The organism is Thiomicrospira sp. S5 (assembly GCF_003991075.1).
Lineage (GTDB): Bacteria > Pseudomonadota > Gammaproteobacteria > Thiomicrospirales > Thiomicrospiraceae > Hydrogenovibrio > Hydrogenovibrio thermophilus.
This window is the reverse complement of sequence record NZ_CP014470.1, coordinates 2,104,975-2,129,288: the sequence shown is the minus strand read 5'-3', so window position 1 is coordinate 2,129,288 and position 24,314 is coordinate 2,104,975. Positions and strand designations below refer to the sequence as shown.

Below are 24,314 nucleotides of genomic sequence, written 5' to 3'. Positions count from 1 at the left end.
AGAGAAAAGGTTTGATGAGTCATAAAGTTTCAGTGATTTTTGTCTGTTTAGGCAATATTTGCCGCTCACCGACGGCGCATGCGGTTTTTCGTGATTTGGTGTTGGCGGAAGACTTACAGGATCAGATTCGAATCGATTCTGCGGGCACCGCATCATGGCATAAAGGTAAGCCGGCCGACAGTCGGTCGATTGAAGTGGCGCACGGGCGCGGTATTCAAATGGATGACTTGCGGTCCCGTCCGGTAGACATGGGGGATTTGATTGAGTTTGATTATGTGTTGGCGATGGATGATGCCAACTATGCGGATTTGATGGCGATGGCTTTGCCGGAACAGCGGGAAAAAATTCGCATGTTTTTGGAGTTTGCCCCGGAATTCGAGGAAAGAGAGGTGCCGGACCCATACTATGGCGGGCCTCAAGGCTTCGATCATGTGTTTGATTTGGTGACGGCAGCGTCGCAAGGCTTGTTGACTGAAATCAAACGTTCCCACCTGTAGTCAGTTGACAGGGTGTTTACCTGTGTTTTCTCTGTCCTGAAAAGCAAAAACGACCAGGCCTGGTCGTTTTTGATCTTGATGCCTCCACCCAGTGATTGGCGTGATTCAACACGCCAATCCTGAGAATGCTTTTTGGAGGAGTACTTCGAAAACCGGATTACGATTTGGTAGTTTCCAAGGCGTCTTCCGAGGTCTTGTCAGACGTTGAATCCGCTTTCGATTCCGTGACCGGTGTTTCGGCTTTTGGTTCCGTTTTCGGAGCTTTGGCCGGTTTGGCATCGGCTTGAGGCTTAGCTTCCGTGGTCTCAGTTTTCACCTGAGTTTGAGCTTTCGCATTCGGCTTTTCATTTGCCTGGGTGTCGCCTGGTGTTTTAGGCGCATCCTTGTCCGCTTCCGGTGCCGGCAAATTGTGAATTGACATGGTTTCCGCACCTTCCGGCTTACGACGGCGGCCGTTGTAGCTACGGGTGTTGTAGCGACTACGGCGTCTTGGACGCTCGGAGGAGGACTCTTGGTTGTCTTTGTCGGATGAAGCGGAACCGGTTTCGGCATTTTTCACCGCTTTGCCGGCGGCTTTACTTTCCTTGGTTTCTTTCGCTTTATTCGACTTGTTGTCGTTTGCCGGCTTGTTGTCCGCTACGGTTTCGTTTTTGTCCGCATTGTTGTTGCGTGAACGGGAACGACGGCGGCGGTTTTCCTTGCCTTCGGTTTTGCGTTCATCGGCTTTCGGTCCATTACGGTCGTTGCGCTTGTTGTCGCGGCGGTTGTCGTTCTTGTCAGAGTCTTCCTTGTCGGATGAGCGACGGCGGTTATTGTTGCGGCTGCGGTTGTTGCGGTTGCCGTTCCGTCCATTGTTTCTGGAACGGTTTTCCTTTTTCGGTTCTTCGGCTTCTTCTTGCTCGAACAAGGCTTTCCACAAACGCGTGAACAAGCCCGGTTTGGCTTCTTCTTTTGGCGCTGGTGGCGGGGTGCTCGGTTGCATATTCTTGATGGCCGGTTCTTCCTTAACCACATTCGGCTTGGCCTGTTGTTCCGCTTCGTCCTTGGCGATCACTTCCTTGATCTTGTAGCTGGAATCAATCGGCACGTCGTCACCGACGCGAGTTCTTTCCATTCGGTAATCCGGCGTGTCCAGATGTTCGTTCGGAATGACGAGAATATGCAGATTGTGGCGGTCTTCAATGCCGGTAATCTGGTGACGTTTTTCGTTCAGCAGGAAGGTGGCGACCTCCACCGGCAATTGCACGGTGACGCGGCGCGTGTTTTCCTTCATGGCTTCTTCTTCCAACAAACGGAGAACCGACAGAGCCAGTGATTGGACGCCACGGATGACACCGGTGCCTTTGCATCGTGGGCAAATCATCTGGGTGGATTCTTCGATGGACGGGCGCAAGCGCTGACGCGACATTTCCAACAGGCCGAAGCGTGAAATCTTACCGATTTGCACACGGGCGCGATCGGACTTCACCGCTTCACGCATTTTGTTTTCCACGTCACGCTGATGACGGTTGGAGTGCATGTCGATGAAATCGATCACGACCAGGCCGCCAATGTCACGCAAGCGGAGTTGGCGAGCGATTTCGCAGGCGGCTTCCAGGTTGGTGTGGTAGGCGGTTTCTTCGATGTCGCCACCTTTGGTGGAGCGACTGGAGTTGATGTCGATAGATGTCAGCGCTTCGGTGATGTCGATGACGATGGCGCCACCGGACGGCAAGGTCACTTCACGAGTGTAGGCTGTTTCGATTTGCGACTCGACTTGGAAGCGAGTGAATAATGGAATAGTGTCCTGATACGGTTTGACCTTATACACTTGGTGTGGCATGACGTGCTGCACAAAATCACGTGCCTTGTGGAAGGTTTCCATGTCGTCGATGATGATTTCACCGATGTCTTGGCGCAGGTAGTCCCGGATGGCCAAGATGACGATGTCGGATTCCTGGTGAATCAGGAAAGGAGCACTTTTTTCAGCGGACGCCTTTTGAATGGCTTCCCAAAGTTGCACCAGATAGTTTACTCCCCATTGCAGTTCTTCGGTGGATTTGCCGACACCGGCGGTGCGGATAATCAGCCCCATGCCTTCCGGCATGTCCAGGTCTTTCAGCGCGTCGCGGGTTTCGGAACGGTCATCGCCTTCAATGCGGCGGGAAATACCACCGGCTTTGGGGTTGTTCGGCATCATCACCACATAAGGGCCGGCCAAGGTGATTTGCGTGGTTAAGGCCGCACCTTTATTACCACGTTCTTCTTTTTGAACCTGAACAATGAGTTCTTGACCTTCCGACAGGATGTCTTTAATGGACAGGCGTTCGCCTTTGGCATTGTCAGGGTAGTATTCTTCGGCCACCTCTTTAAAGGGTAAAAAACCGTGGCGTTCAGCGCCGTAGTCTACAAAAGCCGCTTCCAGACTCGGTTCGATTCGAGTGACGGTTCCTTTATAGATATTGGCTTTTTTCTTTTGGTGGTGTGGGGTCTCGACATCTAGATCATATAGTTTTTGACCATCGACTAAGGCAATACGCACCTCTTCAGACTGCGTAGCGTTAATCAGCATTCTTTTCATGCGATTCTCTTTTTATTGATTTATAAGGAAGCTCGCATGTCGAACAGGGGAAGGGATAATACGAGAAATGGGGCTGTGCGATTAGGCGTCTTGAATCAACCGTTTTATTCTTGTTGCAACGATCGGGCGTTTGATTAGGTCGTCCGGCATTCGATTGCGTTTTTGAGGTTGTCGTTTTTGTCGAGCTGTTTATCGGTTGTTGAAAAATGGTAAAAGCTCTTAGCCAATCAGAAGGGCAGTTTGCTGCGGTTCTAATTTATTTTGTTATTCGCTCAGTTTCAATTCTTAATGCAATTGCTCTCGTGTGGTTGAGCCGTCGTCTTATGAACGTCGCGTTTACTTGCGGGTGCGACGGCTAACTTTTTATTCGCTTCTTAGCCTGCTGACAGGGTCGCTTCAGGTTAAAAAATTCTTTAAGCCGCTGTTTCGAAAGCTTAAATAGCTTGTTGATTTAAATGGGAAACAGCCACTCTCATGTTCTTTTATTGCGCATTTAATATACCATCCCTTGACGTACCATGCAATTGAAATATTTCACCGGGTCTCGGTGGGCGCATTGAAAGTGTCAACATCACATCGACAAAGCCTGATTTAGCGCTCGGGATAAGGTAAAATAGGCGGTTTTTAAAATGCCGGTCGTTTCATCGAGGTATGTTGTGGTCGCGTCGGCGGATTTATGGAATATATATGGGTGTAAAGTTTCTTGAGGTGACCTCGGAGGACGAGGGGCAGCGGGTGGATAATTTTTTGATGCGCCATTATCGAAATGTTCCCAAAACCTTGATTTACCGGATTATTCGTAAAGGCGAAGTGCGGGTGAATAAAGGGCGCGTCAAGCAAAACACTCGTTTGGCCGACGGGGATGTGGTGCGGGTGCCGCCGATTAAGGTGCCGGAAAAAACCGAGTCCACCGTGCCGGCCGGCCAGTTACAGCGCATTGAAGACAGTATTCTTTACGAAGATAAGGATTTGATGGTCATCAATAAACCCTCCGGTGTGGCGGTGCATGGCGGCAGTGGTATTCAGTGGGGGTTGATTGAAGTTGTTCGTGCGTTACGCCCGCTGGCCAAGCGTTTGGAACTGGTGCATCGTTTGGATCGTGAAACCTCCGGCTGTATTTTATTGGCGAAAAAAGCATCGGTGCTGAAAGCGCTTCATGAACAGATTCGTGAAAACAAGATGACCAAGGAATATTTGGCATTGCTGACCGGTCATTGGCCGAAAGGTTTGGAAAAAGTCGATTTGCCGCTGTTGAAAAACACTTTGCAGTCAGGCGAGCGGGTCGTGAAAGTCTCGAAAGAGGGCAAGCTGTCAGTCAGCTATTTTCGGATATTGGAACGTTTTGACGATTGCGAGTTGGCCGCTGTACGCCTCAAGACCGGTCGAACGCATCAAATCCGGGTGCATGCCTTGTCGCAAGGTTGTCCGTTGGTGGGCGATGATAAGTACGGCGATAAGACACTGAATAAGGCTTATAAAAAACTCGGGATGAAGCGTTTGGCGTTGCATGCGCAGTATCTGGGATTCGAACACCCGGTGACCCAGGCCTGGCTAAAAGTGGAAGCGCCGTTGCATGACGATTTTGAATTAACCTTGACGAATTTGCGGGGAGAGAAAGCATGACAAGGCAATACCAGTGTGTGATTTTTGACTGGGACGGAACGCTGATGAATTCCGAAGCGCGAATCGTATCGTCGATTCAAACCGCGGCGGAGCGAGTAGGTTTTCCGGTATTGCCGTACGATGTTTCCAAGCAAATCATCGGCTTGAGTTTGGAAAAAGCGATTTTAACGCTGTACCCCGATGCCGATGAGTCGGGTATCGAGGCGATGGCCAAGGGTTATACGGATTGTTTTTTGGATGAATCCTGTGTGCCGATGTTGCCGTTCGAGGGCGCGGAAGCTTTGTTGCAATTTTTGCACGGTGAAGGTGTGAAAGTCGCGATTGCCACCGGCAAGAGTCGGAAGGGGCTGGATCAGGTGTTGGATGAGGTCGGGTTTGAACCGTATTTCCATTTTACCCGTACCCCGGTGGAATCCGAATCCAAGCCGAGCCCGTTGATGTTGCAACAGATTTTGGATGAATTCGATTTGGCGCCGGAGCAGGCTGTGATGGTCGGCGATACCGAATTTGACATGCAAATGGCGCAGACCATCGATATGGACCGGATTGCGCTCAGTCATGGTGTGCATGAGCTGGAGCGTTTGCAAGGTTTTGACCCGGTGGCCAGTTTCGACGATTTAATGTCGATGCAAGCCTGGTTAAAAGACCGATTGCTACCACACGCTTAAGCCGCGAACGATCTTAATCCGGCAGGTAAGGCAGTTGCAGGCCGCACTGTCTTAAAAAATGCGTCAAGTCAATCAGCGGTAGGCCGATTAAAGCGTTCGGGTCTTTGCCTTCGATGGATTCAAATAACGTAATGCCCAAGCCTTCCGATTTGAAACTGCCGGCGCACTGATAAGGCTCTTCCAGTATAAGGTAGTTGTGAATGTCGGTTTCCGATAGGCTCCGAAAAGTGACATGCGTTTCATCCAGTGTTTGCAGTCTGAGGTTGTGGCGAGTGTCCAAAACCACCAGGCCTGTCCGGAAGGTAACGGTTTGACCGCTGAATTGTCGAAGCTGTTCAACGGCGTTTTCGTAATGGTGCGGTTTGCCGATGGGACGGCCCTGGAAACTGGCGCCCTGATCGGACGCGATAATCAGTGCGTCCGGGTGATGTGGCGCGATGGCTTCGGCTTTCGCCAGCGAGAGGCGGTTGACCATCTCGGCCACGGTTTCGCTCGGGTTTGGGGTTTCGTCCACCTCGGGTTTGGCGGTTACAAACGGCAATCCAAGCTTTTCCAAGAGCATTTTTCGGAAAGGGGAAGTGGATGCCAGAACGATTTGTGGGAGAGATGACGTCGAAGTCATGCTAGGCCTTTGTTTTTTTTAAATTTTGCTAAAATAGGATGGCGGATTTTATCGCCATTTATTTTTGACTTTGGAATGTAATAAGAGTATTATGCGCGCCATGTTAGACAAGCTTCCGGATTTGATTGACCCTGTTTACTCTTCGCAACATGATAAACGATTTGTTGCACGAGTCAATCAAGAGCGTTTCCCGCGCCTGAAGCAGCTGCTTTTTTCGGCAGAACATGATGTGGAAGTGGACGTACACTTTTATTATCACCCGCAATATAAAATGCACGGGTTTGATATGGAGTTGGATACGGTCTTCACGCTGGAATGTCAGCGCTCGCTGAAAGGGTTTGACTATCCATCCTCATCAACGATTACCGGCGTGTTTGTCGAGTCCATGGCTTTGGCCGAAGACTTGCCTTCCGATGTGGAAGTCTACGAAGTGTCGGAAGAGAAAATCTCATTGATGGATTTGGTGGAAGACGAGCTGATGTTATCGGTACCTTTGTCGCCAATCAATGAAGCCAGTGAAATGGACTATCAGAACCCTTCCGAGGAAGTGGGACTGCCGGAAGAAAAAGAATTAGAGAAAAAGGAAAATCCTTTCGCGGCGTTGAAAGGATTAAAAGACAACCCGAATTAACCTTCAGGAGATATTAAGATGGCTGTACAAAAAAGTCGTAAAACCCCTTCAAGACGTGGTATGCGTCGTTCGCACGATGCGTTGAGCGCGGCACCAATCACCGTTGATGAAACCACCGGTGAAGTTCACCGTCGTCACCACGTTACAGCGGATGGCTACTACAAAGGCAAAAAAGTCATTCAAGACAAATAATCTTTTTAAGGGGTGTCGCCGTCCGGCGGCCACCTCTCATTTCTTTTGCATTCCCCATTTCTGTTTTTTTGGATTACTGTTTTTAGGATCTGACCTTGAGTATTAAAATTGCTATCGATGCGATGGGCGGTGACCACGGTATTAAGGTAACTGTTCCAGCTTCTTTGGAAGCTTTGTCAAAATTTCCGGATCTTTCGATTGTTTTGGTGGGTAATCAGCCCTTGATTGAAAAAGCCCTGGCCTCTCATCAATATGATGAATCGCGGCTGTCCGTCGAACATGCCGAACAAATTGTAGAGATGGACGACCTGCCTTCCAAAGCGTTGCGGAATAAGCGTAAATCCTCCATGCGTATTGCGCTGAATTTAGTGAAAGAAGACGTTGCACAGGCGGCAGTCAGTGCGGGTAATACCGGCGCCTTGATGGCGGTTTCCAAGTTTGTGCTGAAAACGTTACCGGGTATTGATCGTCCGGCCATTTGTACTCAGATGCCGACCATGAAAGGCCATGTCCATGTTTTGGACTTGGGTGCGAATGTCGGGGCCGACGGACAAAGCCTGGCTCAATTCGGTGTAATGGGGTCGGTTTTGGCGAATGCGGTCGATAATAACGCCAAGCCACGCGTGGCGCTGTTGAATATCGGCGAAGAAGAAATCAAAGGACATCAGCGCATCAAAGACGCTAATGAGTTGTTGAAAAACAGTTCCATCAATTACGTCGGTTACGTGGAAGGCGATGAAATCTACCAGGGCGATGTCGACGTGGTTTCCTGCGATGGTTTTGATGGTAATGTGGCCTTGAAGTCCAGTGAAGGCGTCGCGAAAATGATTTCCTTTTACTTGAAAGATGCCTTTAATAAAAACCTTCTGACCAAACTGGCCGGTTTGGTCGCGTACCCTGTCCTGAAAGCTTTTAAAGAAAAAGTCGATCCTAGACGTTATAATGGGGCCTCATTATTGGGGTTACGTAAAATTGTCATCAAAAGTCATGGCGGTGCCGATGCGTTTTCGTTTTATCACGCCATTGCCGAAGCGCGCTTGGAAGTGATTAAAAACGTACCGGAGTTAATTGCGTCCGAAGTGAAGACGATTCTGGACAGCCACTCCGACGACCAACCCTTGGAAAAACAAGAATAACAGGCGACAGCTAAAGCAGGTCCTATGAGTCAAAAAATCTACAGTCGAATTATTGGAACGGGAGGTTATCTCCCAGAAAAGGTGATGACCAACGCTGATTTGGAAAAAATGGTGGACACCAGCGACGAGTGGATTCGAGAAAGGACCGGGATTGAAGAAAGACGCATTGCCGCGGAAGGCCAAACCACCTGTGATTTGGCGGAACAAGCTTCATTGCAGGCGCTGGAAATGGCTGGCGTTACGCCGCAGGAATTGGATTTGATTCTGGTGGCGACCACGACACCCGATAAGATTTTTCCAAGTACCGCGACCTTGTTGCAAGCTCGTTTGGGCAATCACGGCGCGCCGGCTTTCGATTTGCAAGCCGTTTGTACCGGATTTGTCTACGCCTTGAGTGTGGCGGATCAATACATTAAAACCGGTATGGTCAAGCGCGCCTTGGTTGTCGGAGCGGAGACGTTGTCGCGTATCACCAACTGGGAAGACCGCAATACCTGCGTCTTGTTCGGGGACGGAGCCGGTGCCGTGGTGCTGGAAGCGTCTGAAGAAACCGGTATCTTGTCTACACACATCCATGCCGACGGTCAGTATGAAGAGTTGTTGCATGTCCCATCCGGCCCGTCCAAAGTGCCGCAAACCGATGAAATTGCCGAAAGAACCATGTCGATGAAAGGTAATGAAGTCTTCAAGATTGCGGTGAATACGTTAAGCCAAATCGCCTCGGAGACCTTGAATGCCAACCAGATGGAGAAAACCGACTTGGATTGGTTGGTTCCGCATCAAGCGAATTCCCGTATTATTAAAGCTACGGCCCGCAAACTGAGATTAGGCGACGATCAAACCGTGATGACGGTGAGCAAACACGCCAATACCTCCAGTGCATCCATTCCGCTGGCGTTGAATGAAGCGGTACGTGATGGTCGCATCCAGAAAAATCAGGTCGTGCTGTTGGAAGCCTTCGGCGGCGGCTTTACCTGGGGCTCTGCGTTGCTGCGTTTTTAATGGCAGGCCTGGTCAGAATTCAGATTAATCAAATTTAAGGAACGTTTATATTATGTCATACGCGTTTGTTTTTCCCGGTCAAGGGTCGCAATCCGTTGGAATGCTGGCCGATATGGCTGAGCAGCATGCCGTTGTAAAATCCACATTTGATGAAGCTTCTGAAGCCTTGGGTTATGACCTTTGGAGTGTGGTACAAAACGGTCCGGAAGAAAAATTGAACCAAACCGATGTCACGCAACCGGCGATGTTGACGTCCGGCATTGCGATCTGGCGCGCCATGGCCGGGCAGAAAGCCTTGGCGCCGGCGTATCTGGCGGGGCACTCGCTGGGCGAGTACACGGCCTTGGTGGCGGCTGACGTAATGAATTTGGCGCAAGGCGTGGAATTGGTCGCTGAGCGTGGACGCTTGATGCAATCTGCTGTTCCGGCCGGTGAAGGGGCCATGGCCGCCGTCCTTGGCTTGGAAGATCAGCAGATTATGGACATCTGTGCCGCCGCAGACGGTGTGGTGGAAGCGGTGAATTTCAATTCACCGGGTCAGGTTGTGATTGCCGGTGCAAAAACTGCGGTGGATGCGGTGCTGCCCGTGTTTGAAGAAGCGGGCGCCAAACGTGTTGTGCCATTGGCGGTCAGCGTGCCGTCTCATTGCTCCCTGATGAAACCGGCTGCGGATGCTTTGGCTGAAAAACTGAACGGGATGACATTGAACACACCAGCCATTCCAGTTCTGCATAACGTCAATGTCGATACCGCTGCTTCGGAAGTGGAAATCAAACAGGCGTTGGTGGAACAATTGTACCGTCCGGTGCAATGGGTGAAGACGGTTGAAAAAATGAAATCCTTGGGTGTCGAGCGTTTGTATGAGCTGGGCCCAGGCAAAGTGTTGATGGGGCTGAACCGTCGCATCGATCGTAAAATGGGGATGCAAGCCGTTTACGATTCGGCTACACTTACGGCATCGTTGGAAACTCTCTAAGGAAAACCTTATGTTATCTGGAAAAATAGCTTTTGTAACAGGGGCGAGCCGTGGCATCGGAAAGGCGATCGCCTTGGATTTGGCGGCGAATGGCGCGACGGTCATTGGAACGGCTACATCCGAAAACGGTGCGCAAGCCATTACCGACTATTTAAAGGAAGCGGGCGCGCAAGGTGTGGGGAAATGTTTGAATGTCACCGATGCTGAAATGATTGCCACCGTATTGGGTGAAGTGACCAAAGAATTTGGTACGCCGACGGTTCTGGTGAACAATGCTGGGATTACACGCGACAACCTGTTGATGCGTATGAAAGACGATGAATGGGACGACATCATCGACACGAATTTGAGTTCGGTTTACCGCATGTCCAAGGCGTGTCTACGCGGCATGATGAAAGCCAAGCAAGGTGCGATTATCAACATTGCATCCGTTGTCGGTGTGATGGGCAATGCCGGGCAAACCAACTATGCCGCAGCCAAAGCCGGGATTATGGGCTTCACCAAATCCTTGGCCCGTGAAATCGGTGCTAAGAATGTGACCGTAAACACAGTGGCACCGGGCTTTATCGATACCGATATGACGCGCGCCTTGCCGGAAGAGCAGCGTGAAGCCTTGACGCAACAGATTCCATTGAAGCGTCTGGGAGAGCCGAAAGACATCGCCAAAACGGTGACTTTTTTGGCCTCGGAAGGCGGCAGCTATATTACCGGCCAAACCATCAATGTAAATGGTGGTATGTACATGATTTAAAAGCCGATTCAGGCTTTTTTAATCATTGGGTGTTGGTTTTGGCTTATAATGCGTCAGGATGTTTTTTCAAAATAGCTTGAAAAAAAACAAAGATAAGGCGAAAATGAGCGGAATTTTTTAAAGAAGAATTTTAATTTAACAAGTAAACCGGAGAATATTCCATGAGCAGTATTGAAGAACGCGTCAAAAAAATTGTTGTAGAACAATTGGGTGTTGAAGAAGACCAGGTTACCCCTGATGCTTCTTTCATCGATGATTTAGGTGCGGATTCATTGGACACAGTTGAGTTGGTTATGGCATTGGAAGAAGAGTTTGACTGCGAAATTCCTGACGAAGAAGCAGAAAAAATCTCTACTTTAGCGCAAGCAACTGCTTATGTAGAAGCGAACCTAGACTGATCGAAACTGAAAGTTTTCAGAAAAGCCGTTTTTACGGCTTTTTTTGTTTCTGGCCACTGAAAAATCGCCAAGTTGATATTTACTGATGTGGGCTTGGCGAAAGGCGCATGGAACAATGGAATAAAACACCGACGGATAAGCGTCGGTGGCGTGTGAATGTAAAGGAATGAAAGATGAAAATGCGTCGTGTTGTGGTAACGGGGATTGGTTGTGTCACACCGGTCGGGAATACGGTTGAAGCCACTTGGTCGGCCTTGCTGAAAGGGCAAAGCGGAATTGAAACCATTAAAGGCTTTGACACGGATGGTTTTGCCGTGACATTCGGTGGGGAAATCAAAGACTTTGATATTACCGAATACATTACGCCCAAAGAAGCGAAGAAAATGGACCCGTTCATTCACTATGGGATGGCGGCGGGCACGCAAGCGCTCAAAGACTCCGGTTTGGAAGTGACCGAAGAGAATGCCGAGCGTATCGGTGTGTCCATCGGTTCCGGCATTGGCGGGATCGGCTCCATTGAGAAACAACATGCGACCTTGCAGAAATCCGGTCCGCGTCGTGTTTCACCGTTTTTCGTTCCAAGTTCCATCATTAATATGGTCTCCGGGAACCTGTCGATCATGCACGGTTTGAAAGGCCCGAATATGGCGATTGGCACCGCCTGTGCAACTGGTACGCACAGCATTGGTGATGCCTACCGAATGATTCAATTCGGCGATGCCGATGTGATGGTTGCCGGTGGGGCGGAACAAGCCACCACGCCGCTCGGCTTGGCCGGGTTTGCCGCGGCGAAAGCCTTGTCGACCCGCAATGACGATCCGCAAACCGCCAGCCGTCCTTGGGATAAAGGGCGCGACGGGTTCGTTTTGAGTGATGGTGCCGGTGCCGTGGTGTTGGAAGACTATGAACATGCGAAAGCGCGTGGCGCGCATATTTATTGTGAAATCGTCGGTTTCGGCATGAGTGGTGATGCCTATCATATGACCAAACCGGCCGACGGGGGGGAAGGCGGCGCGCGTTGTATCCAAAATGCCTTGCGCAACGCCGAGTTGAACCCGGAACAAATCGATTACATCAATGCGCACGGCACCTCGACACCGGCCGGTGACGTGTGTGAAGCCAGCGCGATTAAATCCGTCTTTGGTGACCACGCGCACAAATTGGCGGTCAGTTCCACCAAATCCATGACCGGGCACGCCTTGGGCGCGGCCGGGGCGATGGAAGCTGTGTTCACCGCCTTGATGATTCAAGAGCAGGTATTGGCGCCGACTATTAATTTGGAAGATCCGGCGGACGGATGTGATTTGGACTTTGTGTCCGATGGGGCACGTGAGGCGAAAATCACCTATGCGGTGTCCAACTCGCTTGGGTTTGGCGGAACCAATGCCTCTTTGGTGTTTGCTAAAGTTTAATGGTTTTTGACTGCTTCCGACATCAATAAAGGTTCGACCAAATGGCCGCCACGTCTACGCAGACAATGAACGTTGTTTCCATTGACTGTCCACAAGTTGACCTGTTAAAACTGCATCAGCTGGATGCGGCACGCTATCCGTTTTTATTGGAGAGCGTGGCCCAAGGGCAATTGGGACGTTTTGATGTGCTGTTTGCCTTTCCGCAAGACACCTTGACCTTGTCGGATGCAACCGACGCCGAGGCGTTCCAAAATGCGTTTCACGACGCCTATCAACCACTCCAAGTTCCGGACATCGATTCGGACTTACCCTTTACCGGCGGTTGGTTCGGTTATTTCAGTTATGATTACGCTCAGGTCGTTGAACCGACGCTGAATTTGCCGGTGTCCGATTTACCGTTGGCGGTGTTGGTTCGTGTGCCGGCGGCGGTGATGGTCGACCATCAAACCGGACAGGTACACTTTATGGCCGAAGCCGGTTTTGAAGCGTGTCTCGACACCATGCGTCAGGATTTTGAATCGGCGCAAGCCCGGCCGGATAAACCGGTTGATATTCAGGTCACTAATCGCTGGGAAGAACCGGAAGCCAAATATCTGAACGGCATTGAAACCATTAAAGATTACATCCTGGCCGGAGACATCTTTCAGGTCAACCTGTCGCGTGAATGGCGCTTTGAATTGAGTGAGGCCGATTATGCCGCCTTGTACGCGTCGTTGCGGCGCAATAATCCGGCCCCATTTGCGGCTTGTGCGCAGTTTGGCGATTGGCAATTGCTCAGCTCTTCTCCGGAACGTTTGGTGCAATACCGGGCACCTTGGGTGGAAACGCGTCCGATTGCCGGTACCCGCAAACGCAGTGCCGACTTGGCGGCCGATCGCGCCTTGATCGAAGAATTGATTTCCCATCCGAAAGAACGCGCCGAACACATTATGTTGATTGACTTGGAGCGTAATGATCTCGGGCGAATCTGCTTGCCCGGTTCAGTGGAAGTTAATGAGTTGATGGTGGTGGAAACCTACGAGCATGTGCATCACATCGTGTCGAATGTGCGCGGGCATCTCCAGCCCGGCATGACGCCGTTGGAAATCATTCACGCCACTTTCCCGGGCGGCACCATTACCGGCTGTCCGAAAGTGCGCTGCATGGAAATTATCGCCGAATTGGAACAAATGCCTCGACAAGCCTATACCGGTTCTTTAGGCTATATCAACCGGGATGGTTCGTTGGATTTTAATATTCTGATTCGGACGATTCTGCAGCAAGGGAATCAAGTGTCGCTGCGGACCGGCGCGGGCATTGTCGCCGATTCGATTCCGGAACGGGAGCTGAAGGAATCGCGCCATAAAGCTAAGGGGCTGTTGAACGCGTTACTGGGTGATGTTTAAAGGGTTGATACCAAAGAGGAGTGGTTATGAAGTTCAATACACAAATCTGGCTGAATGGGGAACCGATTTCACAGTCTGGCTTTGACCGAGGTTTGTTGTATGGCGACGGCTTCTTCACCACGATCTTGCTGGTCGACGGTCAACTGGCCAATTGGGACGCCCATTGGGCGCGACTGAACGAAAGCCAGAAGCGTTTAGGCTTTCCGGCGTTGAATCCGGTCAATATGATCAATGATTTGATTGCGTTTATCAAATCGCGCCCGGCGCAACCGTTGGAAGTCATTAAGATTTTGATTACCCGCGGCGAAGGCGGCAAAGGCTATCAGCCGTTGGCCAAGCCGCGTCCGTCGGTCTTCATCCAGCGGTTGCCGTTTCCGGAAGAGGGGGCGACAGAAAGCCTAACATTGGAAAACGACCACACCCGAGAGGGTATAAAGGCCTGGCCATTTTTTCGATTGAAGATGACCGTGTCCGATATCGAGGCGTCGCGCCAAACCCAATTGGCTGGCTTGAAGCACTTGAATCGTTTGGAAAACGTCTTGGCCCGCCAGGCGTTGTTGGACACCGAGTTCGACGAAGCGGTGATGCTGGACGGTGACGGTCAGGTTATCAGTGCTACTCAGGCCAATCTGGTGCTGCTCAAAGACGGGCGGCTTTTGACGCCGAAACTGACGCACAGCGGGGTCTTCGGAACCTGTTTGCGTTCGCTCAATCACGCCTTGCAGGCAAGCGGGTTTGAACAGACGGTGGAATGGAGTGAGATACGCCGCGAAGATTTGTTAGCGGCTGACGAGCTCTTTTGCTGCAATGCCTTGCGCGGTGTGATGCCGGTGAGTCATTTTCAGGGCCGAGCCTACGCCATGCATCAAAGTGATAAAATCGCCCAGGCCTGGCTGAATTGGCAACAGACGAATTTAACGAATATCCGAGGGTTACGGGTTTAATGCAAAAAATCAAACTGTTCCTTATGACGGTGGCGGCCTGTGTGCTGGTCACCTGGTTATCGGTTGAGGGTTGGGCTTTCAAGCAGTTTCTGACCCAACCGATTTCCTCACAAGCCGACGCGCAAGTGGTGTCGATTCCGAAAGGCACCACGTCCCGTAAAGTGGCGCATTTGCTGTACGAAGCCAAGATGGTGCGTCATCCGGAATGGTTGGTTTGGGTCCTGAAGTGGCGTGGTCAGGCAGAGCAGGTGAAAGCCGGTGAAATCGAAATTCATCCGAATTGGACGTTGGATGAATTAATCGACGCCTTGATTCAAGGCAAAACGGTGACGTATCCGGTGACGTTTATTGCCGGGGAGACCATACAACAAGGCTTGGAAACCCTGCGCAATTCACCCAAGCTGGAAAAGGTGCTCGATTATCAAGACACCGCCGCCATCCAGGCCCAGCTGGGTTTGAAACAACCTTTGGAAGGCCAGTTCCTGCCGGAAACCTATTTCTATTCCGCCGACGAAACGGACTTGTCGATTTTGCAGCGTTCCCATGCGTCGTTACAGAAAACCTTGCAGCAGGCCTGGGCGAATCGTGCGGATAACTTGCCGATTAAAACCCCTTACGAGGCGCTGATTCTGGCGTCGATTGTCGAAAAAGAAACCGGCTATGCGCCCGAGCGACCGATGATTGCCGGTGTGTTCGTCAATCGCCTGCGTAAAGGCATGCGGTTGCAGTCCGACCCGACGGTGATTTACGGCATCGGTGACAAATACGACGGCAATATCCGCAAAAAAGACTTGCAGACCAAAACCGCTTACAATACCTATCGCATCAACGGACTGCCGCCCACGCCAATTGCACTGGCGAGCGCCGATGCAATTCGTGCGGTGTTGAACCCGGCGACCACCAAGGCGTTATACTTTGTCTCCAAAGGCAATGGTCAGCACGTGTTTTCCAACACGCTGAAAGAACACAATCGCGCGGTGCGTAAATACATTTTGTCGCGTCAATAACTCAAGCAGCCCATAGGATTCATTCATGTCTCATGTTACACAACCCGGTCAATTCATTACGCTCGAAGGGACGGAAGGCGCCGGTAAGTCCACCAATCTGATGTTTATCGAGCAGTGGTTGCGGGACCGGGGCATCGACGTGGTGGTAACACGAGAGCCGGGCGGCACCGCCATTGGTGAAGCGGTCAGACACATTTTGCTTGATAAGCAATACGGTGAGATGACGCCGGACACGGAACTGTTACTAATGTTCGCGGCGCGCAATCAGCACCTACAGGAAAAAATTCTACCGGCGTTGGCGGCCGGCCAATGGGTGATTTCCGACCGTTTTACCGATGCGACCTATGCTTATCAAGGCGGCGCGCGCGGTTTGCCGTTCAAGCGCATTGCCGAAATTGAGCAATGGGTGCAGAAAGGGCGTTTTCCAGATCGAACCTTTGTGTTTGATTTACCCATTGAAGAAGGCATGAAACGGGTGGCTGCGCGGGCCGAATTGTCGGGGCAGCACATTGACCGCTTCGAGCAGGAAAAAATCGATTTCTTTGAAAAGGTCCGAGCGACCTATCTGATTCGGGCAGAAGAGGCACCGGAGCGTTATACCGTCCTGGATGCGCAGCAGCCGCTGGAAGCAGTTCAAGCACAGTTGCAAGCCGCTCTGATGAGCATGGTAAGCGGGTCCGCAAATTTATGAAATTTCCGGGCTAAGCCTCTTCAAAACGTATTTCATGAAACACCTCAGGGTGTTAGAATGCAAACTTCCCGTGAACGAAATGAGAATCAATCTACCTATGAAACAGCGTGATACAGCACGAAAAAACGATGGGTGGCTAAAACGGATGGTGACTCGATGATTTTTCCCTGGCAGGAAACCGCTTGGCAACAGTGGCAGCAGCAGGCCGCCCATTTGGGACAGGCGTATCTGCTGTCCGGTGCGGCGGGGATTGGTATTGATGCCTTTGCGCGGGAAATGGCGCAAGGCTTATTGTGCCAAACGCCAGGCGTAAAAGCTTGCGGGCAATGCGCACAATGTCATCAGTTTCGGCAGGCGACCCACCCGGACTTTTGGGTGTTGAAACGCCTGGAGGATAAAAAAGAAATCACCATCGATCAAGTGCGTGAGCTGACCGACAAGGTCAGCCGCACGGCCCATCAGGGCGGCTTCAAAGTGGTGCTGGTGCTGGAAACCGAAACCTTGAATGTGTCGGCTTTCAACGCCTTGCTGAAAACCCTGGAAGAACCGCCGGAACGCACGGTGTTGATTTTGACCACGCATCGTTTGAGTGCGCTGCCAGCCACCATTATCAGCCGATGCCGTCAGGTGGCGTTTGCCGCCCCGTCGCGTGATGAGGCCCTGGCCTGGTTGCAACAAGCTTTACCGCAAGCGGATTTGCCGTTGTTGAAAAAAGCGCTGACGCTCAACTGGGGTGGCCCGGTGGCAGCGAAAACCTGGATTGACGACAAAGCGTTTGAATGGGAAGCGGCTTGGCAGGACGATATCAAAGGCCTGCAACAAGGACGCCTGAGTGTGTCGCAGGCCGTCGAAAAATGGAAAAAATGGCCCCGGCCGGAAGTGGCGCTGGATTATTTCTATGCTTGGTCGGTGAATGTGGTGCGTTCCGCCTTGTATGGCCAAAAGCGGCCTTACAGTCCCAATTGGTTAGCCTTCCAGAAAGCGGTGTTGCAGGCGCGCCAATACTGGCATCAGAACGTCAATAAAGATTTGTTGCTGGAAGGTATCTGTTTGGAATGGTTGCAACAGCAACAGGCCGATTATCAGCCGGGCGCGGCGTTTTCCGGTGCCTTGATTCGCGGCCGCGATTTGTAATGAAATGACGGGGGTGTTCGTGAATGGATGAGCATCACACCCAAAATAAACGAGTTTTACTATGATTATTGATTCACATTGTCACCTGAATATTTTGCCCGACGATGTCGGCGGAACGGAAGAGGTGCTGGAAAAGGCACATGAATTGGGCGTCGATAAAATGATGTGCATCGCCATTGGCCCCGGCGCCTGGCATGAGGTGCTGACGTTGGCGGACACGCACGAAGAAGTCTATGCCGCCATCGGCATTCATCCCTGTGAACCCAAAGACGTGGTCACCACCGATGATGCCCTGTTAAAGGCGGCGTCGCATCCGAAAGTGCTTGCGGTGGGGGAAGTCGGTCTGGATTATTATCATTTTAATGCCGACGATGAGGACATGACGTGGCAGGCGGATCGTTTCCGGCAAATGATTCGGTTGGCTAAACAGTTGGATAAGCCGCTGGTGATTCACACCCGTAACTCCACCCCGGATTGCTTACAGATCCTGAAGGAAGAGGGGGCAGACCAGGTCGGGGGCATTATGCATTGTTTCGTCGAAGATTTGGCGACGGCACAGGCGGCGATGGCGTTGGGCTTTTACATTTCCTTTTCCGGCATCGTGACTTTCAAAAACGCTAAAGAATTGAAAGAAGTGGCCAAAGCCATTCCGCTGGATCGCATTTTGGTGGAAACCGATTCGCCGTATTTGGCGCCGGTGCCGTATCGCGGCAAAACCAACCAACCGGGTTATACCCGTTACGTGGCCGAAGAAATTGCGCGCTTGAAAGACTTGCCGTTGGAGGCCGTGGCTGAAGCCACCACGGCCAATTTCAAACGCCTGTTTAAGTTATGAGTCGGTTTTCCAGTATGAGTCAGGCAGGAGCTGGGAAAACCGCCGACACCTTAGTGAGTGTGTCGGCGGATCAATTGGGGCAACCGGAATCAACGGTGGCATCCGATCGTCCGGCGTATAGCTGGCAGCGTATTTTCGATTTGGTGTTGCGGCATAAATCCCGTCTGATCAAAGCCCATATCATTGCGTTGTTCGCCATGCTGGCCACGGTGCCTTTGCCGTTGTTGTTGCCGTTGCTGGTCGACGAAGTGTTGCTGGATAAACCCGGTTGGATTGTGCATTCGTTGAATGATGTGATTCCGCTGGCTTGGCAAACCGCACTCGGCTATATCCTGATTGTGACCTTGATTACCATTTTGTTGCGTGTGCTCGGGGTAGTGTTCGGAGTGTGGCAGGTACAGCAGTTCACCGTGATTTCTAAAGATGTGACCTTTGGCATCCGCAAGGACTTGCTGGCGCGGATTCAAGGCGTTGCCATGAGTCAGTATGAAACCATGGGCAGCGGCAGCGTGACCGCCACCATGGTAAATGACGTCAATACCATCGACACCTTTTTGGGCACAACGGTCGGCAAGGTGATACTGGCGGTTTTCTCGCTGGTCGGGGTGACGGCGGTTCTGTTGTGGCTGCATTGGGAATTGGCCTTGTTCATCCTGTTGATGAACCCCATCGTGGTGTATTTCACCATGCGGATGGGGCGCGCGGTCAAAACCCTGAAAAAAGACGAAAACACCGCCATCGATGCTTTTCAGCAGGCGTTGTCGGAAACATTGGACGCGTTGCAACAGGTGCGCGCCGCCAATCAGGATACGCCGTTTTTCCGCCGGATTCTTGGCAATGCGCAGGACATCAAACACCATTCCGAAGCCTTTACCTGGAAGTCGGAAGCCGCCAGCCGCATTTCGTTTTTGATTTTTCTGGTCGGGTTCGACATTTTCCGTGGCGTCAGTTTTCTGATGGTGGTGTTTTCCAATCTGTCCATCGGCGAAATGATGGCGGTGTTCGGGTACCTTTGGTTCATGATGGGGCCGGTGCAGGAAATTCTCGCCATTCAATACGCTTACAGTGCCGGTAGCGGGGCGTTGCAGCGCATCAACAATGTTCTCGATTTGGAGCAGGAGCCCAAATACCCGCAAAAGCAGAACCCATTTGACGCCGATACCGTTTCGGTGGAAGTCAAAAACCTGTTTTTCCATTATCCCGGCAAAGACGAAGCCGTATTGCATGATCTGAGTTTTACCATTCAGCCCGGTGAAAAACTGGCGTTTGTCGGTGCCAGTGGCGGGGGCAAAACCACGCTGGTGCAATTGCTGCTCGGTTTTTATCAACAAGATGCCGGCGAGGTGTTATATAACGGGGTGTCGATTAAAGACATCGGCCAGCAGTGCGTGCGGGAAAATGTGGCCACTGTCTTGCAGCAACCCGTGTTGTTTCAGCAGAGCATTCGTTTCAACTTGACGCTGGGGCAGGATTTGGCGGATGAGCAATTGTGGCAGGCGTTGGAAATGGCGCAATTGAAAGAGGTGGTCGAGAAGCTGGAACATCGTTTGGACACGATGGTCGGCCGTAACGGCATTAAATTGTCCGGTGGTCAGCGTCAACGCCTCGCCATTGCGCGAATGATTTTGCAGGATCCGAAAGTGGTGATTATGGACGAAGCGACGTCGGCGTTGGACATGGAGACCGAACGTCAGCTGTACGTCGATTTAGCGCCTTTCCTGAAAGGGCGAACCACTTTGATTGTGGCGCACCGTTTGAGTTCCATCAAGCAGGCCGACCGCATTCTTGTCTTTGAAGACGGCCACATTATCGAATCGGGCAGCCATGAAGATTTGGTGGTGTCCGGCGGGACTTATCAGCGCCTGTATCGTTAGAGTCATCGTGTTAAGGCACATAAAAAACCACCAGGCCTGGTGGTTTTTTCAATTCAAACGCAAGGTGACCGTTTCATCGGCGGTTCTCTCTGGTGGTTTAAAAATCACTCCATTCATCGGACGCCTTTTCCGACTCGTGACTGTCAGTCGGCTTCGTTTCTGCAGGCGCGTTTGATTTTTTAGCCGGCGGTAAGCTGGCAGGTTTGGTATCCGTCTTTTTGGCCGGCGGCAGATGAACTGATTGACCGGTTTTGAAAAACGCCATGTTCCGGTCAAGGCTTTCGGCCTGCTCGTTCATGCTGTCGGCGGCGGCGGCCGTTTCTTCTACCAGTGCCGCATTTTGTTGAGTGACTTCGTCGATTTGACTGATGGCTTTATGCACCTGGTCGATGCCTTCCATCTGCTGGTTCGAGGCTTGTGAGATTTGTTCGATCATCTGGGCGACTTCATTAATGGATTGATTAATGCCCGACAGAACTTCGCCCGACTCCGAGGCCAGTTGCGTGCCCTGGTCGATGCGGGTGACACTCTCGGTGATTAGGCTGGTGATTTCCTTGGCGGCATCGGCCGATTTTTGTGCCAGTGAACGGACTTCGCCGGCCACGACCGCGAAACCACGCCCGTGTTCACCGGCCCGTGCCGCTTCAACGGCGGCGTTGAGTGCCAGCAAGTTGGTCTGGAAGGCGATGCCATCAATCAATGTAACGATGTCGGAAATTTTGTGGCTGGATTCCTGAATCGCATTCATGGCTTCAATGGTCTGCTTCATCACTGTAGAGCCGCTGTTAGACTGGCCTTGTACCGTATGGGCCACTTCCGAGGCTTCCTTGGCATGTTGGGCGTTGTTTTTCACGCTGGAGGTCATTTCTTCCATGGTCGAGGAGGTTTCTTCAATGGCGGCGGCCTGTTCCTGGACCCGTTGGCTTAAGTCCATGGCGCCTTGCGCCACTTCCTGAGAGCCCTGCGAGACGACTTGAGATGCCTGAGCCGTTTGATTGATGACATCGGACAGTTTGGTGACGGTGTTGTTGACCGTTTGTTTGAAGTCGTCCAAATGGCCTTTGTAATCGCCGTTGATGGTTTGGGTGAGGTTGCCTTGCTCGATTTCCTTTAAGACCTGGATGGCTTCATTGACCGGCTGCACGATGCCGTCCAGTATCCGGTTGATGCCTTCAATCATTTGTTTCCAGTCGCCTTGGAATTGGTTGGCGTTGGCGCGTTTGTCGAGTGCGCCATCGGCCACGGCTTGAATCAACATGTCGGTGTCGGCGGTGATGGCTTTGAGGTTATGGCGAACCGCTTCAATGGCGTTGTTGATAAACGCTTTTTTGCCGGGAAGCTTTTCAATGTCGGCCCCGAAATCGCCTTTGCCGAACGATTCAAACACGGCCATGGCTTTCTTTTTCACTTGAATGTGTCCGTCAACCATCTTGTTGACGCCGGCGGCCATTTTTTGGAAATCGCCCTGGAATTTACTTTCGTCGACATGGACATCGATGTCACCGTCATCGTGCTGTTGAGACATGTGGTCCATGTCCTGCAATAAGGATTGCAACGTGCCTTGAACGTGTTTCATGGCATTCAATAATTGTCCGGTTTCGTCTTCGGTCCGAATCTCGATGTTTGTGGATAACTCACCCGCGGCGATGGCGTTGGCGGTATCGATGGATTGGTGGAGTTGCCGGGCAATGTTTCTGGGAATGGAATACCCCAGCCACAAAGCACCAATTAGGATCACGCCCAATATTGCCATGGCGATGTTCTGGAATTGTTCAAGTTTCTGGGCTAGGTGTTCGCGTATCTCGACGGATTTGGACAAAGCCGCTTCGCCGGCTTTATCCAGGTTGTCGCGTAATGCGGAGAACTTCTGTTCGGCGTCTTGGCGCAGCGCGCTGATTTCTTCCGGTGAGGCTTGTCCGATGGCAGCGACCAACTTGTCTGATTGTTGTTTCCAGGCGGCAAAGTCGGCTTGGAATGCGGAGGATTTTTCCAGCACATCCGGGTAATCCTGCATATTGGTCTGGTATTTGGCATAACGGTCGGCGACTTGCTGGGCGTTTTCAAGGCGGGAGGCGTTTTCGGCCTCGGCATCGCCGTAGCGCGCCAATAAGTTCAATTCGGCTTCTTTGGCCTGATACAAATCCCGGTCCGCATTGAGTGTTAAGGAAATGGATTGGACAAATTTATCCGCTTGCAGTTGGATGGAGTGTTCTTGCATCTTGAGCATCCAGGATGACGCCGCAAGTAACAGAATGATGGATATGGCCAGCGTGACAATGGGAATTGTACTTTTGACTCGAATACTGTTGAGTGCTTTTGCGTTTGTCATTAGTGCAGACCCCTTATTGTTTTAATTGTTGAAGCGTTTACATGCATACATGCATTATTTTCATTAATTATATAGGGGGTATCTTGTATTTTTGTGATAAAAAATTTTTACGAGGATTGAATGCTTTTATTTCAGTATTTGATGTTATGTGTTCAAGAGGAAAGAAAGGGAAGGGAGCTTGGACATACGAATCGGTTTCAGCGATGAAAGAACACTGAGCGTTACAGGATTATTTGAATGGGGGAAATGGGGCGAATGACGGGGATCGAACCCGCGACAACAGGAATCACAATCCTGGGCTCTACCAACTGAGCTACATCCGCCATAGTGGTTTGAAAGACATACCGTAAATGGCACGCCCATCAGGATTCGAACCTGAAACCCTCGCCTTAGAAGGGCGATGCACTATCCAGTTGTGCTATGGGCGCTTATCGAACCTCTTAGATATCGTGCTGAATAGCGAGCATCAACAAGATAAAAATTGGTCGGAGTAGAGGGATTTGAACCCCCGACCACCTGTACCCAAAACAGGTGCGCTACCAGACTGCGCTATACTCCGAAAAGATGCGGCGTATTTTATAGACCGGACGGTAAGCTGTCAATAATTAAAATCAGGAAATATGAAAAAATTTTTACATGCGGTTTTGGCGACGAACCCCATGAAATCAGTTATTATATCCAGCTCTTTTCGTATTAATTTGTTTTAAATAGGATTTTTCACATGACGGCAAAAATTTTGGATGGAAAGGCCATTGCTCAGGAGTTGAGAGAGAGTATTCGTGCGGAAGTGGACGCACAGGTTGCGAAAGGGCAAAATCCGCCAGGCCTGGCCGTTATTTTGGTGGGTGAAGACCCAGCTTCCCAGGTATATGTGAGAAACAAAAAAATTGCGTGCGAGAAAGCCGGCTTCAATGATGTGTCGATGGTGTTGCCGGCCGACACGACCGAAGAACAGTTGTTGGCGGAAATCGACACTTTGAATGCTCGTGACGATGTGCACGGCATTATTGTGCAACTGCCGGTGCCGGATCACATCGACCCGGAAAAAATCATCGAGCGTATTGACCCGAAAAAAGACGTGGACGGTTTCCACGCTTATAACATGGGGCGTTTGGCGACGCGCATGCCAGGGTTGGCGCCTTGTACGCCGCACGGCGTCATGACCATGCTGGAAAAAACCGGCATTCCGTTGCGCGGATTGGACGCCGTTGTCGTGGGTGCGTCCAATATCGTGGGGGTGCCGATGGCATTGGAACTGTTGAACGCCCGTGCCACGGTCACGGTTTGTCACAGTGCCACCAAAGATTTGGCGCAGAAAGTGTCCGAAGCCGATTTGGTGGTTGTGGGCGTCGGGATTCCGAATATGGTGAAAGGCGAGTGGATTAAAGACGGTGCCATCGTGGTGGATGTGGGCATCAATCGTTTGGACGACGGCACTTTATGCGGTGATGTGGAATACGACGTCGCCAAAGAAAAGGCCAGTTGGATTACCCCGGTGCCGGGCGGTGTCGGGCCGATGACGATTGCCACCTTGATGCAAAACACTTTGCAGGCGGCTTACGCTCAGTCGTAACCGAACTGTCCAAAACCGCCAGGCCTGGCGGTTTTCTTAATGTTCAGCCGCTTGGCTGAACATTCATTCTCTTT

The 24,314-nt window shown here is 51.3% G+C and carries 22 protein-coding genes and 3 tRNA genes; 19 read left to right on the top strand and 6 right to left on the bottom strand.

The window, feature by feature from the left end:
- Positions 1–14 precede the first annotated feature (14 nt).
- Positions 15–497, top strand: coding sequence for a low molecular weight protein-tyrosine-phosphatase (locus tag AYJ59_RS09875; RefSeq protein ID WP_029937529.1), 483 nt, complete (start codon positions 15–17; stop codon positions 495–497).
- A 157-nt stretch (positions 498–654) separates the two neighbouring features.
- Here AYJ59_RS09875 and AYJ59_RS09870 read toward each other — a convergent pair whose 3' ends face one another.
- Positions 655–3,057, bottom strand: a complete 2,403-nt coding sequence (locus AYJ59_RS09870; RefSeq protein ID WP_029937530.1) for an Rne/Rng family ribonuclease — start codon at positions 3,055–3,057, stop codon at positions 655–657.
- Between the two features lie 687 nt (positions 3,058–3,744).
- Here AYJ59_RS09870 and rluC point away from each other — a divergent pair.
- Together rluC and AYJ59_RS09860 are read left to right on the top strand one after the other, a co-directional pair.
- Positions 3,745–4,680 carry a 23S rRNA pseudouridine(955/2504/2580) synthase RluC gene (gene rluC / locus AYJ59_RS09865; protein WP_127119997.1) on the top strand — a complete coding sequence of 312 codons (936 nt, stop codon included), beginning with the start codon at positions 3,745–3,747 and terminating at the stop codon, positions 4,678–4,680.
- Positions 4,677–5,348 carry an HAD family hydrolase gene (locus AYJ59_RS09860; protein WP_029937532.1) on the top strand — a complete coding sequence of 224 codons (672 nt, stop codon included), beginning with the start codon at positions 4,677–4,679 and terminating at the stop codon, positions 5,346–5,348. Before rluC ends, AYJ59_RS09860 begins: the two co-directional genes overlap by 4 nt.
- 13 nt (positions 5,349–5,361) lie before the next feature.
- Here AYJ59_RS09860 and AYJ59_RS09855 read toward each other — a convergent pair whose 3' ends face one another.
- A complete protein-coding gene (locus AYJ59_RS09855) occupies positions 5,362–5,970 on the bottom strand; it encodes a Maf family protein (protein WP_029937533.1) in 609 nt (202 codons plus the stop codon).
- A 91-nt stretch (positions 5,971–6,061) separates the two neighbouring features.
- Between AYJ59_RS09855 and AYJ59_RS09850 the strand changes: the two genes are divergently transcribed.
- The 15 genes from AYJ59_RS09850 (at position 6,062) to AYJ59_RS09780 (ending at position 20,338) form a co-directional block, all read left to right on the top strand.
- The gene (locus AYJ59_RS09850; protein WP_029937534.1) at positions 6,062–6,601 is read left to right on the top strand and encodes a YceD family protein; all 540 of its coding nucleotides are present in this window, start codon (positions 6,062–6,064) and stop codon (positions 6,599–6,601) included.
- Positions 6,602–6,619: 18 nt separating this feature from the next.
- Entirely contained in the window at positions 6,620–6,793 is a 174-nt protein-coding gene (gene rpmF, locus AYJ59_RS09845) for a 50S ribosomal protein L32 (protein WP_029937535.1), read from the top strand.
- 95 nt (positions 6,794–6,888) lie between these two features.
- Positions 6,889–7,929 (top strand): phosphate acyltransferase PlsX, encoded by a 1,041-nt coding sequence (gene plsX / locus AYJ59_RS09840; protein WP_127119996.1) that lies wholly within the window; start codon positions 6,889–6,891, stop codon positions 7,927–7,929.
- 24 nt (positions 7,930–7,953) lie between these two features.
- Positions 7,954–8,931: a beta-ketoacyl-ACP synthase III gene (locus tag AYJ59_RS09835; RefSeq protein ID WP_029937537.1), complete on the top strand. Its 978-nt coding sequence runs from the start codon at positions 7,954–7,956 to the stop codon at positions 8,929–8,931.
- A gap of 52 nt (positions 8,932–8,983) precedes the next feature.
- Positions 8,984–9,907 (top strand): ACP S-malonyltransferase, encoded by a 924-nt coding sequence (gene fabD / locus AYJ59_RS09830; RefSeq protein WP_269467390.1) that lies wholly within the window; start codon positions 8,984–8,986, stop codon positions 9,905–9,907.
- Between the two features lie 10 nt (positions 9,908–9,917).
- Positions 9,918–10,658, top strand: a complete 741-nt coding sequence (gene fabG / locus AYJ59_RS09825; protein WP_029937539.1) for a 3-oxoacyl-ACP reductase FabG — start codon at positions 9,918–9,920, stop codon at positions 10,656–10,658.
- A 161-nt stretch (positions 10,659–10,819) separates the two neighbouring features.
- Positions 10,820–11,056 (top strand): acyl carrier protein, encoded by a 237-nt coding sequence (acpP, locus tag AYJ59_RS09820; protein ID WP_029937540.1) that lies wholly within the window; start codon positions 10,820–10,822, stop codon positions 11,054–11,056.
- 173 nt (positions 11,057–11,229) lie between these two features.
- Entirely contained in the window at positions 11,230–12,468 is a 1,239-nt protein-coding gene (gene fabF, locus AYJ59_RS09815; RefSeq protein WP_029937541.1) for a beta-ketoacyl-ACP synthase II, read from the top strand.
- Between the two features lie 41 nt (positions 12,469–12,509).
- Positions 12,510–13,853 carry an aminodeoxychorismate synthase component I gene (locus AYJ59_RS09810; RefSeq protein WP_051673306.1) on the top strand — a complete coding sequence of 448 codons (1,344 nt, stop codon included), beginning with the start codon at positions 12,510–12,512 and terminating at the stop codon, positions 13,851–13,853.
- Between the two features lie 26 nt (positions 13,854–13,879).
- Positions 13,880–14,797 carry an aminodeoxychorismate lyase gene (gene pabC, locus AYJ59_RS09805; protein WP_127119994.1) on the top strand — a complete coding sequence of 306 codons (918 nt, stop codon included), beginning with the start codon at positions 13,880–13,882 and terminating at the stop codon, positions 14,795–14,797.
- The gene (mltG, locus tag AYJ59_RS09800; protein ID WP_029937544.1) at positions 14,797–15,804 is read left to right on the top strand and encodes an endolytic transglycosylase MltG; all 1,008 of its coding nucleotides are present in this window, start codon (positions 14,797–14,799) and stop codon (positions 15,802–15,804) included. Before pabC ends, mltG begins: the two co-directional genes overlap by 1 nt.
- A 25-nt stretch (positions 15,805–15,829) precedes the next feature.
- A complete protein-coding gene (gene tmk / locus AYJ59_RS09795; RefSeq protein ID WP_029937545.1) occupies positions 15,830–16,495 on the top strand; it encodes a dTMP kinase in 666 nt (221 codons plus the stop codon).
- 132 nt (positions 16,496–16,627) lie between these two features.
- Positions 16,628–17,629 (top strand): DNA polymerase III subunit delta', encoded by a 1,002-nt coding sequence (gene holB, locus AYJ59_RS09790; protein ID WP_237260319.1) that lies wholly within the window; start codon positions 16,628–16,630, stop codon positions 17,627–17,629.
- Positions 17,630–17,690: 61 nt separating this feature from the next.
- Entirely contained in the window at positions 17,691–18,464 is a 774-nt protein-coding gene (locus AYJ59_RS09785; RefSeq protein ID WP_029937547.1) for a TatD family hydrolase, read from the top strand.
- A gap of 14 nt (positions 18,465–18,478) precedes the next feature.
- The gene (locus AYJ59_RS09780; RefSeq protein ID WP_029937548.1) at positions 18,479–20,338 is read left to right on the top strand and encodes an ABC transporter ATP-binding protein; all 1,860 of its coding nucleotides are present in this window, start codon (positions 18,479–18,481) and stop codon (positions 20,336–20,338) included.
- A gap of 97 nt (positions 20,339–20,435) precedes the next feature.
- Here AYJ59_RS09780 and AYJ59_RS09775 read toward each other — a convergent pair whose 3' ends face one another.
- The 4 genes from AYJ59_RS09775 to AYJ59_RS09760 all read right to left on the bottom strand — a co-directional run bounded on the left by AYJ59_RS09775 (position 20,436) and on the right by AYJ59_RS09760 (position 23,226).
- On the bottom strand, positions 20,436–22,667 hold the full coding sequence (locus AYJ59_RS09775) for a methyl-accepting chemotaxis protein (protein WP_127119993.1): 2,232 nt from the start codon (positions 22,665–22,667) through the stop codon (positions 20,436–20,438).
- A gap of 247 nt (positions 22,668–22,914) precedes the next feature.
- Positions 22,915–22,990: transfer RNA gene (locus AYJ59_RS09770), tRNA-His, on the bottom strand.
- Between the two features lie 28 nt (positions 22,991–23,018).
- Positions 23,019–23,095: transfer RNA gene (locus AYJ59_RS09765), tRNA-Arg, on the bottom strand.
- A gap of 54 nt (positions 23,096–23,149) precedes the next feature.
- Positions 23,150–23,226 (bottom strand) — tRNA-Pro (locus AYJ59_RS09760).
- Between the two features lie 162 nt (positions 23,227–23,388).
- Between AYJ59_RS09760 and folD the strand changes: the two genes are divergently transcribed.
- Positions 23,389–24,240 (top strand): bifunctional methylenetetrahydrofolate dehydrogenase/methenyltetrahydrofolate cyclohydrolase FolD, encoded by an 852-nt coding sequence (gene folD, locus AYJ59_RS09755; RefSeq protein WP_127119992.1) that lies wholly within the window; start codon positions 23,389–23,391, stop codon positions 24,238–24,240.
- Positions 24,241–24,314: the final 74 nt, after the last annotated feature.

Coding starts and splice junctions, on each gene's coding strand:
- AYJ59_RS09875 (WP_029937529.1), top strand. CDS start 15: ATGAGTCATAAAGTTTCAGTGATTTTTGTCTGTTTAGGCAATATTTGC.
- AYJ59_RS09870 (WP_029937530.1), bottom strand. CDS start 3,057: ATGAAAAGAATGCTGATTAACGCTACGCAGTCTGAAGAGGTGCGTATT.
- rluC (WP_127119997.1), top strand. CDS start 3,745: ATGGGTGTAAAGTTTCTTGAGGTGACCTCGGAGGACGAGGGGCAGCGG.
- AYJ59_RS09860 (WP_029937532.1), top strand. CDS start 4,677: ATGACAAGGCAATACCAGTGTGTGATTTTTGACTGGGACGGAACGCTG.
- AYJ59_RS09855 (WP_029937533.1), bottom strand. CDS start 5,970: ATGACTTCGACGTCATCTCTCCCACAAATCGTTCTGGCATCCACTTCC.
- AYJ59_RS09850 (WP_029937534.1), top strand. CDS start 6,062: ATGCGCGCCATGTTAGACAAGCTTCCGGATTTGATTGACCCTGTTTAC.
- rpmF (WP_029937535.1), top strand. CDS start 6,620: ATGGCTGTACAAAAAAGTCGTAAAACCCCTTCAAGACGTGGTATGCGT.
- AYJ59_RS09835 (WP_029937537.1), top strand. CDS start 7,954: ATGAGTCAAAAAATCTACAGTCGAATTATTGGAACGGGAGGTTATCTC.
- fabD (WP_269467390.1), top strand. CDS start 8,984: ATGTCATACGCGTTTGTTTTTCCCGGTCAAGGGTCGCAATCCGTTGGA.
- fabG (WP_029937539.1), top strand. CDS start 9,918: ATGTTATCTGGAAAAATAGCTTTTGTAACAGGGGCGAGCCGTGGCATC.
- acpP (WP_029937540.1), top strand. CDS start 10,820: ATGAGCAGTATTGAAGAACGCGTCAAAAAAATTGTTGTAGAACAATTG.
- fabF (WP_029937541.1), top strand. CDS start 11,230: ATGAAAATGCGTCGTGTTGTGGTAACGGGGATTGGTTGTGTCACACCG.
- AYJ59_RS09810 (WP_051673306.1), top strand. CDS start 12,510: ATGGCCGCCACGTCTACGCAGACAATGAACGTTGTTTCCATTGACTGT.
- pabC (WP_127119994.1), top strand. CDS start 13,880: ATGAAGTTCAATACACAAATCTGGCTGAATGGGGAACCGATTTCACAG.
- mltG (WP_029937544.1), top strand. CDS start 14,797: ATGCAAAAAATCAAACTGTTCCTTATGACGGTGGCGGCCTGTGTGCTG.
- tmk (WP_029937545.1), top strand. CDS start 15,830: ATGTCTCATGTTACACAACCCGGTCAATTCATTACGCTCGAAGGGACG.
- AYJ59_RS09785 (WP_029937547.1), top strand. CDS start 17,691: ATGATTATTGATTCACATTGTCACCTGAATATTTTGCCCGACGATGTC.
- AYJ59_RS09780 (WP_029937548.1), top strand. CDS start 18,479: ATGAGTCAGGCAGGAGCTGGGAAAACCGCCGACACCTTAGTGAGTGTG.
- AYJ59_RS09775 (WP_127119993.1), bottom strand. CDS start 22,667: ATGACAAACGCAAAAGCACTCAACAGTATTCGAGTCAAAAGTACAATT.
- folD (WP_127119992.1), top strand. CDS start 23,389: ATGACGGCAAAAATTTTGGATGGAAAGGCCATTGCTCAGGAGTTGAGA.